Genomic DNA, 7,542 nt, shown 5'->3' on the forward strand with positions numbered 1-7,542 from the left:
GGTGGTGTGGAGTTCGCGCTGGGCAGGCGCGGCCGGCGCAGGCGCGCCACGACGGTTCCGGACAGCGGGCTCACCGGACCGGTCGACATCCCCGAACCGAAGCCGGACGACGAACCGAAGGACCTGCGCTCCCGCCTGAAGCGCGTGCGGACGTCCGTGGCGGGCACCGTCCGCGGCCTGCCGAAGGTCGCGAAGCTGACGTGGCAGGCCAGCCCGGCCCTGACCGTGGTGCTGGTGCTGATCACGCTCCTGTCGGGGCTCCTGCCGACCGCGACCGCGTACATCGCGAAGCTGCTGCTCGACTCCGTCGTCGCGGCGATCCAGCACACCGGCACCACGGGTGACATCGCGAAGGTCGCGCTGCTGCAGTTCGCAGTGCTCGCCGGGACCGCGGTCAGCAGCGCGCTGACGTCGATCGCGCAGTCGCTGCTGCAGGAACGCATGACGCTGACCATCCGCCACCAGGTGATGGCGCACGCCAGCGACCTGCACCTCGCGTACTTCGAGGGCTCCGCGTCCTACGACATGCTGCGCCAGGCCGCCCAGGAGGCGCCGACGCGGCCGTTGTCCTTGATGAACTCCGCGCTGGGGCTCCTGCGGACGCTGATCACGTTCGCCAGCATGATCGCGTTGCTCGTCTCGATCAGCCCGCTGCTGGCCCTGGTCGCGCTGCTGGCGCCGATCCCGGCGTTCATCTCGCAGTCGAGGTACGGCTCTCGCGCGTTCTGGCTGAGCTTCATGATGTCGCCGATCAAGCGGCGCATGGACTACCTGTCCTCCCTCGTCACGACGGACACCTACGCCAAGGAGACGAAGCTGTTCGGGCTCGGCCCGTACTTCGTCGACCGGTTCCGCCGCCTCGGCACCGTCTCCTACGAACGGCAGCGGAAGCTGACGGTCAACCGCAACGTCAGCTCGACGTCCTGGGGGCTGCTGAGCACGCTCGCGGGGTCGGCGATCACGCTGTACATCGCGCTGGAGGCCGTCGGCGGACGGCTCACGCTGGGAGACCTGGCGCTCTACACCGCCGCGGCCGCGTCCGTGCAGACGTCGGTGTCCGGTCTGTTCACCGCGTTCTCGGGCATGTACGAGAACAACCTCTACCTCGACACGCTGTACAGGTTCCTGGACACCAAGCCGGAGATCACGGCGCCCGCGTCACCGCGGCCGATGCCGTCCGAAGTGGAGGGTCACATCGAGTTCGACTCGGTGACCTTCGGCTACCCCGGCGCCGAGGAGCCCGCGCTGGACGACGTCAGCTTCGAGATCCGGCCCGGCGAGACGGTCGCGGTGGTGGGCCGCAACGGCGCCGGCAAGTCCACGTTGTTCAAGCTGCTGTGCCGGCTCTACGACCCGACCGACGGCCGCATCCTGCTCGACGGCGTCGACATCCGCGAGTACGACCCCGTCGCCCTGCGCACGCGGATCAGCGCGATGTTCCAGGACTACGTGACCTACCAGGGCACGGCCGCGGAGAACATCGGTCTCGGCGACCTGACGCGGCTCGAGGACCGGTCTCACGTCGAGGACTCGGCCCGCCGCGCCGGCGCGGACGAGCGGATCGAACGGCTGCCCCAGGGCTACGACAGCCCGCTCGGCCGCTGGTTCGACCAGGGCGTCAGCCTGTCGGGCGGTGAGTGGCAGAAGATCGCGCTGGCGAGGGCCTTCCAGCGGGAGGCGCCGATCCTGGTGCTCGACGAACCGACCTCGGCGCTCGACGCGCGGGCCGAGCACGACCTGTTCGCACGGCTGCGGGAGCTCTCGGAGGGCCGGACGACGCTGTACATCTCGCACCGGTTCTCGACCGTGCGGCAGGCGGAGCGGATCCTGTTGCTGGAGCACGGGAAGGTCGCCGAGTACGGCACCCACGAGGAGCTGATGGCGGCCGGGGCCGGTTACGCCGAGCTGTTCACGCTGCAGGCGCAGGCGTACCTGGACGAGGTACCGGGCTGAGCCTCGTGGTGGGGGCCGCCGTCGGCCCGCACCACGCGCCCGGAAGATCACACGAGCGTGTTGTCCACGAAGCACCAGCGCCAGGACTCCCCCGGCTCGAACGAGCGGATGACCGGGTGCCCCTCGTCGGCGAAGTGCTTCGAGGCGTGCTTGGCGGGCGAGGAGTCGCAGCAGGCGACCTTGCCGCAGCCGAGGCACAGGCGCAGGTGGACCCACCTGCCCCCGGCGGCCAGGCAGTCCTCACACCCCTCCGGCGTGGTGGGAGCGGGGTCGGAGCCCAGCTCGGCGACGTGTTCGCAGGTAGTGGTCACGGCCAGACGGTACCTCGGTTGCGGCCGGCGGCGAGTTCTGGTGTTTGACTGGGCACATGACGACTGTCGGCCGCGTCGCGCGGCCTTCGATTCTCACGGTGGACGACGACCCGGCCGTGTCCCGGTCGGTGGCGCGCGACCTGCGCCGGAAGTACGGCGAGCAGTACCGCGTCGTGCGGGCGGAGTCCGGGGCCCAGGCGCTCGAGGCCCTGCACGAGATCAAGCTGCGCGGCGAGGAGGTCGCGGCCCTGCTCGCGGACTACCGGATGCCGCAGATGAGCGGCATCGAGTTCCTCGAGCAGGCCATGGACGTGTTCCCCCAGGCGCGCCGGGTGCTGCTCACGGCGTACGCCGACACCGACGCCGCGATCAAGGCGATCAACGTCGTGGACCTCGACCACTACCTGCTCAAGCCGTGGGACCCGCCGGAGCAGAACCTCTACCCGGTGCTCGACGAGCAGCTGCGCGCCTGGGCCGTGAGCGACCGGCAGCCGCCGCAGCGGGTGCGGGTGGTCGGGCACCGCTGGTCGCCGCGTTCCTACGACGTGCGGGACTTCCTGGCGCGCAACAACGTTCCGTTCCGCTGGCACGCGCTCGACGAGCCCGAGGCGCGCTGCCTGCTCACGGCCGCGCACCAGGACGGGACGACGCTGCCGGTCGTGGTCACCGCCCAGGGCAAGGCCCTGGTCGACCCGTCCGACGCCGAGCTCGCCGCCGAGGTGGGCCTGAGCACGCAGCCGTCGTCCGAGTTCTACGACCTGATCGTCGTGGGCGGCGGGCCCGCGGGGCTCGGCGCCGCGGTGTACGGCGGGTCGGAGGGCCTGAGGACCGTCCTGGTCGAACGGATCGCGACGGGTGGCCAGGCGGGCACGAGCAGCCGCATCGAGAACTACCTGGGCTTCCCCGACGGGGTGTCCGGCGGGCAGCTGACCGAACGGGCCCGCAGGCAGGCGGTCAAGTTCGGGGTCGAGCTGCTGACCACGCGCGACGTCGTCTCCCTCGAACGCAGGGGTGCCGCGCGCGTGGTGCGGTTCGGCGACGGCACCGAGCTCTCCGCCCACACGGTCATCCTCGCCACCGGTGTGTCGTACCGGTTGCTCGACGCGCCCGGACTCGGCGAGCTGACCGGGCGGGGCGTGTACTACGGCGCCTCGACCACCGAGGGCCCGAACTGCGCCGGTCAGGACGTCTACCTGGTGGGCGGCGCGAACTCCGCGGGCCAGGCGGCCGTCTACTTCTCCGGGCACGCGCGCAAGGTGGTGATCCTGGTGAGGGGCGACTCGCTGGAGCAGTCGATGTCGCGGTACCTGATCGACCAGCTCTCGGCGATCCCGAACGTGGAGGTGCGCACGCGCACCGAGATCTGCGGCGGCTCGGGTGAGGACCACCTGGAGACGCTGACGTTGCTGCACAACAAGACCGGCGAGACGACGACCGTTCCGGCGAGCTGGCTCTTCGCGTTCATCGGCGCCGCCCCGCGCACGGACTGGCTCGACGGCACGCTCGAGCGCGACGAGCGCGGCTTCCTCCTCGCCGGGCCCGACCTCGGCGGCACCCCGCCCGGCTGGGACCTCGAGCGGGCGCCGTACCACCTGGAGACCAACGTGCCCGGTGTGTTCGTGGCGGGCGACGTCCGGGCGGACTCGGTGAAGCGGGTCGCGTCCGCGGTCGGTGAGGGCGCCATGGCGGTCACGCTGGTCCACCGCTACCTGGAGAGGTCCTGATGGAGAGGCTCACCGCGGCAGAGCTGCGCACGCTGTTCCTGTTCGAGGAGCTCGACCAGGACCAGCTGGACTGGCTGGCCGGGCACGGCCACGTCGAGACCCGTGAGGCGGGCACGGCCGTGCTCACCGAAGGCGAGCCGGCGACGTGCTTCTTCGTGCTGCTCGAGGGCACGGTCGCCCTGTGCCGCACCATCGGCGGCCAGCGCATCGAGGTGAGCCGCAGCGAACTGCGCGGCTCGTACTTCGGCGCCACCCAGGCCTACCTGGAGCTCGACCAGCCGACCTACCAGATGACCGTCGAGTCGATCACCGCCACGTCGATGCTGCAGTTCGACGCCGACGAGATCGGGCCGATGATCCGCGCCTGGTTCCCGATGGCGATGCACCTGCTGGAGGGCCTGTTCTGGGGCATGCGCAACACCCAGGCGACGGTGGGCCAGCACGAGCGGCTCACCGCGCTCGGGGCGTTGTCCGCGGGCCTCACCCACGAGCTCAACAACCCGGCCGCTGCCGCCGTGCGGGCCACGGCGGCGCTCCGCGAACGGGTCGCGGGCATGCGGCACAAGCTCGCCCTCCTCGCGCAGGGGGCGATCGACCCGGAGGTGCTGCCGTCCCTGGTCAAACTCCAGGAGAAGGCGGTGGAACGGGTCGCCAAGGCGCCCAAGCTCAGCCCGCTGCAGGCCAGCGACGCGGAGGACGAGGTCGCCGACTGGCTCGACGACCACGACATCGGCGGCGGCTGGGACGTGGCACCGGTGCTGGTCGCGGCCGGACTGGACGTCGAGTGGCTGGAGAACGAGCTCGTCCCGTGCCCGGCCGCCGTCACCGGATCGGCCGTGCACTGGCTCAGGTACACGGTCGAGACCGAGATGCTGATGAACGAGATCGAGGACGCGACGACCAGGGTGTCCACATTGGTCGGTGCCGCGAAGCAGTACTCGCAGATGGACCGCGCGCCGTTCCAGGTGGTCGACGTGCACGAGCTGCTCGACTCCACCCTGGTGATGTTCGGCGGGAAGCTCGGGGACGTCCGGGTCGTCAAGGACTACGACCGGGCGCTCCCCCGCATTCCCGCGTACGCCGGGGAGCTCAACCAGGTGTGGACGAACATGATCGACAACGCCCTGAGCGCGATGGGCGGGTCGGGAACGCTGACCGTGCGGACCTCCGGGCAGGACAGGAACGTCGTCGTGGAGATCGGCGACACCGGCCCCGGCATCCCGCAGGACGTGCGGAGCCGGATCTTCGAGCCGTTCTTCACCACCAAGCCGGTCGGGGAGGGCACCGGGCTCGGGCTGGAGATCTCGTGGCGGATCGTGGTCAACAAGCACCACGGCGAGATCCGGGTCGAGTCGCGTCCGGGCGACACGCGGTTCCAGGTCGTGCTGCCGCTGGAGGCGCCCACAGCGTGAGACGAGGCCCCTGCAACGCCGCCCCGCGCCGGTAGGTTGAGGTCATGCCACAGATCACCGTCGAGTACTCCGCCGAGCTGGGCGAGGCGTTCGACCGCCGCGCCTTCGCCCTCGCGGTGCACCGCACCGTCGGACCGCTCGTGAGCGCGGAGGTGGCGGCGTTCAAGACGCGGTTCCGCGCGATCGAGGAGTCGGTGATCGGCGACGGCTCCCCCGCGGCGATGATCCACATCAGGGTCGGGCTGCTGACCGGGCGGTCCGTCGAGCTCAAGCAGGAGGTCGGGCGGGTGGGCATCGACCTCGCCCGTGATCACCTCAAGCCGGTCGAGGGGTTGCCGACGCAGGTGACGCTCGAGGTGTACGACATGGACCGCGAGCAGTACCAGAAGCTGGTCATCTGAGGCCGGCCGCTTCGGTGCAGTAGCGCCAGAACGCGGCCACGTCCTCCGGTTGTTCGGCGGTGCCCGGCAGCACGTGCGCCGGGCGCTCCCGGCGGTCGTGCCAGAAGCCCCCTCCGCGGGGACTCGTGGCGGCCAGCCAGACGATCGTGTCCGCGCCCTCCTCAGCCGTGCGCAGGAACGTCCTGGTCAGCTTGTGGAACCCCGGCAGCGAACCGGACACACCGGGTGTGTCGGCCCAGCCGGGGTGCATGCCGTGCACGGCGATCCCGTCGGACGCGTACCGCTCGGTCAGCAGCGGCACGAGCGCGACCTGCATGCGTTTCGTGCGCGCGTAGGCGGTCGCGCCGCGATAGGTGCCCTCGCGGTACTCGGGGTCGTCGGCGCGCAGGCGCTGGGTGTACATGCCGCCGGAGGAGACGAACACGACCCGCGGGTCTGGGGAGGCCACGAGCAACGGGCGCAGCAGGTCGGTCAGCAGCAGCGGGCCCAGCACGTGCGTGGCGAACGTCAGCTCGTGCCCGTCCGCGGTGACCGTGCGTTCCTGCGGCAGAACGCCCGCGTTGTGCACGAGGACGTCCAGGCGGTCGGTCTCCGCGGCGAACCGGCGCACGGAGTCCAGGTCCGACAAGTCGCAGTGCCTCACCAGGACGGTGGCGCCGGGGACCGCGGCCACGATCTCGGCCCGCGCCGCCTCGCCCTTCCGGCCGTCGCGCACCGCGAGGACCACCTCCGCGCCGAGGCGCGCCAGTCCCGCGGCCGCGGCCTTGCCGATGCCCGAACTCGCGCCGGTCACGACGGCGGTCGCGCCGCGCAGGGCGTCGGGTTCCGGGTCCGACCAGTTCCTCTTGCGCAGCCGGTGGCCCCACTTCGAGTAGCCGGGGACGACGAGCCGGTCCGCGATGGTGTCGAGCACGCTCACCTCTGGTGTTCGTCAGCCGAAGCGCAGCGGTTTCTTCGCGGGCTCCTCCAGCACACGTGACGCGAGCCACGCCAGGCCGTCGGCGGTGCCGGCCGGGGTGCCCGTCGGCTGGATCACGTGGCTGAGCACGGTGCGGGTCATGAGGTCGATCAGCACCTCGACCTGCTCGGCGGTCAGGCCCGGCCGGTAGGCCTCGACCCGTGCCGCGAGCATCGCCTTGACCTCGACGAGCAGGGTCTCGGCCTGGGTGGTCAGCAGCGGCACCAGCTCGGTGTCGGCGCCGTGCGTCGCGGAGGCGATCGCGCGGACCAGGAGGTTGTCGCGGGCGAGTTCGAGCACGTCGCGGACGGCGTCGTGGATCGCCTCGACCAGGTCGCCGCTGTGGCGGTCGAACGCGTCGCTGATCGTGGCGAGGAACCGGCCGAGCTCGTGCGCGAGCATGGCGTCGGCGAGGGAGTTCTTGGAACCGATCTCGTTGTAGACGGTCTGGCGGCTGACCCCGGCCTGCTCGGCGAGCCGCGTCATGGTGACCGCGGCCCAGCCGTCGCGGGCGGTCATCTCGATCGCCACGTCGATGATCGGCCGCCTGCCGGAGGCCGCTGCCGGAGAAGTCCCGCCCATGCGGCGATCCTAGGCCGGGTCCGCCACGCGCCGTCGGGCGACAGCGGCGGCCGAGGGATCCGGAGACGGCGCCGCCGCAACGCCCGAACGCGCCTGGGCGGCACCGCCTCGGGGACTCCTGCCCGCGTTTCCCACGACCTGGCCTAGGGCGTGTCCTGCGGATCTTTCTCATGATCGTGTGCAGATGATGGTGTGTGGTCG

General features: G+C 71.3%; 7 protein-coding genes. 4 read left to right on the forward strand and 3 right to left on the reverse strand.

What is annotated here, in order from left to right; genetic code table 11:
• Nucleotides 1–6 precede the first annotated feature (6 nt).
• A complete protein-coding gene (locus tag IE307_RS20375) occupies nucleotides 7–1,953 on the forward strand; it encodes an ABC transporter ATP-binding protein (protein ID WP_191299923.1) in 1,947 nt (648 codons plus the stop codon).
• Nucleotides 1,954–2,000: 47 nt separating this feature from the next.
• On the opposite strand, the gene IE307_RS20380 is transcribed toward IE307_RS20375, so the two are convergent.
• The gene (locus IE307_RS20380; RefSeq protein WP_191299757.1) at nucleotides 2,001–2,264 is read right to left on the reverse strand and encodes a UBP-type zinc finger domain-containing protein; all 264 of its coding nucleotides are present in this window, start codon (nucleotides 2,262–2,264) and stop codon (nucleotides 2,001–2,003) included.
• Between the two features lie 56 nt (nucleotides 2,265–2,320).
• Between IE307_RS20380 and IE307_RS20385 the strand changes: the two genes are divergently transcribed.
• From IE307_RS20385 to IE307_RS20395, 3 genes are read left to right on the forward strand one after another with little or no spacing between them, the layout of a single operon-like run.
• Nucleotides 2,321–3,988, forward strand: a complete 1,668-nt coding sequence (locus tag IE307_RS20385; protein WP_191299759.1) for an NAD(P)/FAD-dependent oxidoreductase — start codon at nucleotides 2,321–2,323, stop codon at nucleotides 3,986–3,988.
• On the forward strand, nucleotides 3,988–5,400 hold the full coding sequence (locus IE307_RS20390; RefSeq protein ID WP_191299761.1) for an ATP-binding protein: 1,413 nt from the start codon (nucleotides 3,988–3,990) through the stop codon (nucleotides 5,398–5,400). The genes IE307_RS20385 and IE307_RS20390 overlap by 1 nt, the downstream gene beginning before the upstream one ends.
• A gap of 44 nt (nucleotides 5,401–5,444) precedes the next feature.
• Complete coding sequence (locus IE307_RS20395) at nucleotides 5,445–5,801, forward strand: 5-carboxymethyl-2-hydroxymuconate Delta-isomerase (protein ID WP_191299763.1); 357 nt, start codon at nucleotides 5,445–5,447, stop codon at nucleotides 5,799–5,801.
• Here the strand turns inward: IE307_RS20395 and IE307_RS20400 are convergent.
• Nucleotides 5,794–6,720 carry an SDR family NAD(P)-dependent oxidoreductase gene (locus IE307_RS20400; protein ID WP_191299765.1) on the reverse strand — a complete coding sequence of 309 codons (927 nt, stop codon included), beginning with the start codon at nucleotides 6,718–6,720 and terminating at the stop codon, nucleotides 5,794–5,796. The two genes, IE307_RS20395 and IE307_RS20400, sit on opposite strands and share 8 nt — an antisense overlap.
• Before the next feature lie 12 nt (nucleotides 6,721–6,732).
• On the reverse strand, nucleotides 6,733–7,341 hold the full coding sequence (locus IE307_RS20405) for a TetR/AcrR family transcriptional regulator (RefSeq protein WP_191299767.1): 609 nt from the start codon (nucleotides 7,339–7,341) through the stop codon (nucleotides 6,733–6,735).
• Between the last annotated feature and the right edge of the window lie 201 nt (nucleotides 7,342–7,542).

This window comes from Lentzea cavernae, from assembly GCF_014653695.1.
Lineage (GTDB): Bacteria > Actinomycetota > Actinomycetes > Mycobacteriales > Pseudonocardiaceae > Lentzea > Lentzea cavernae.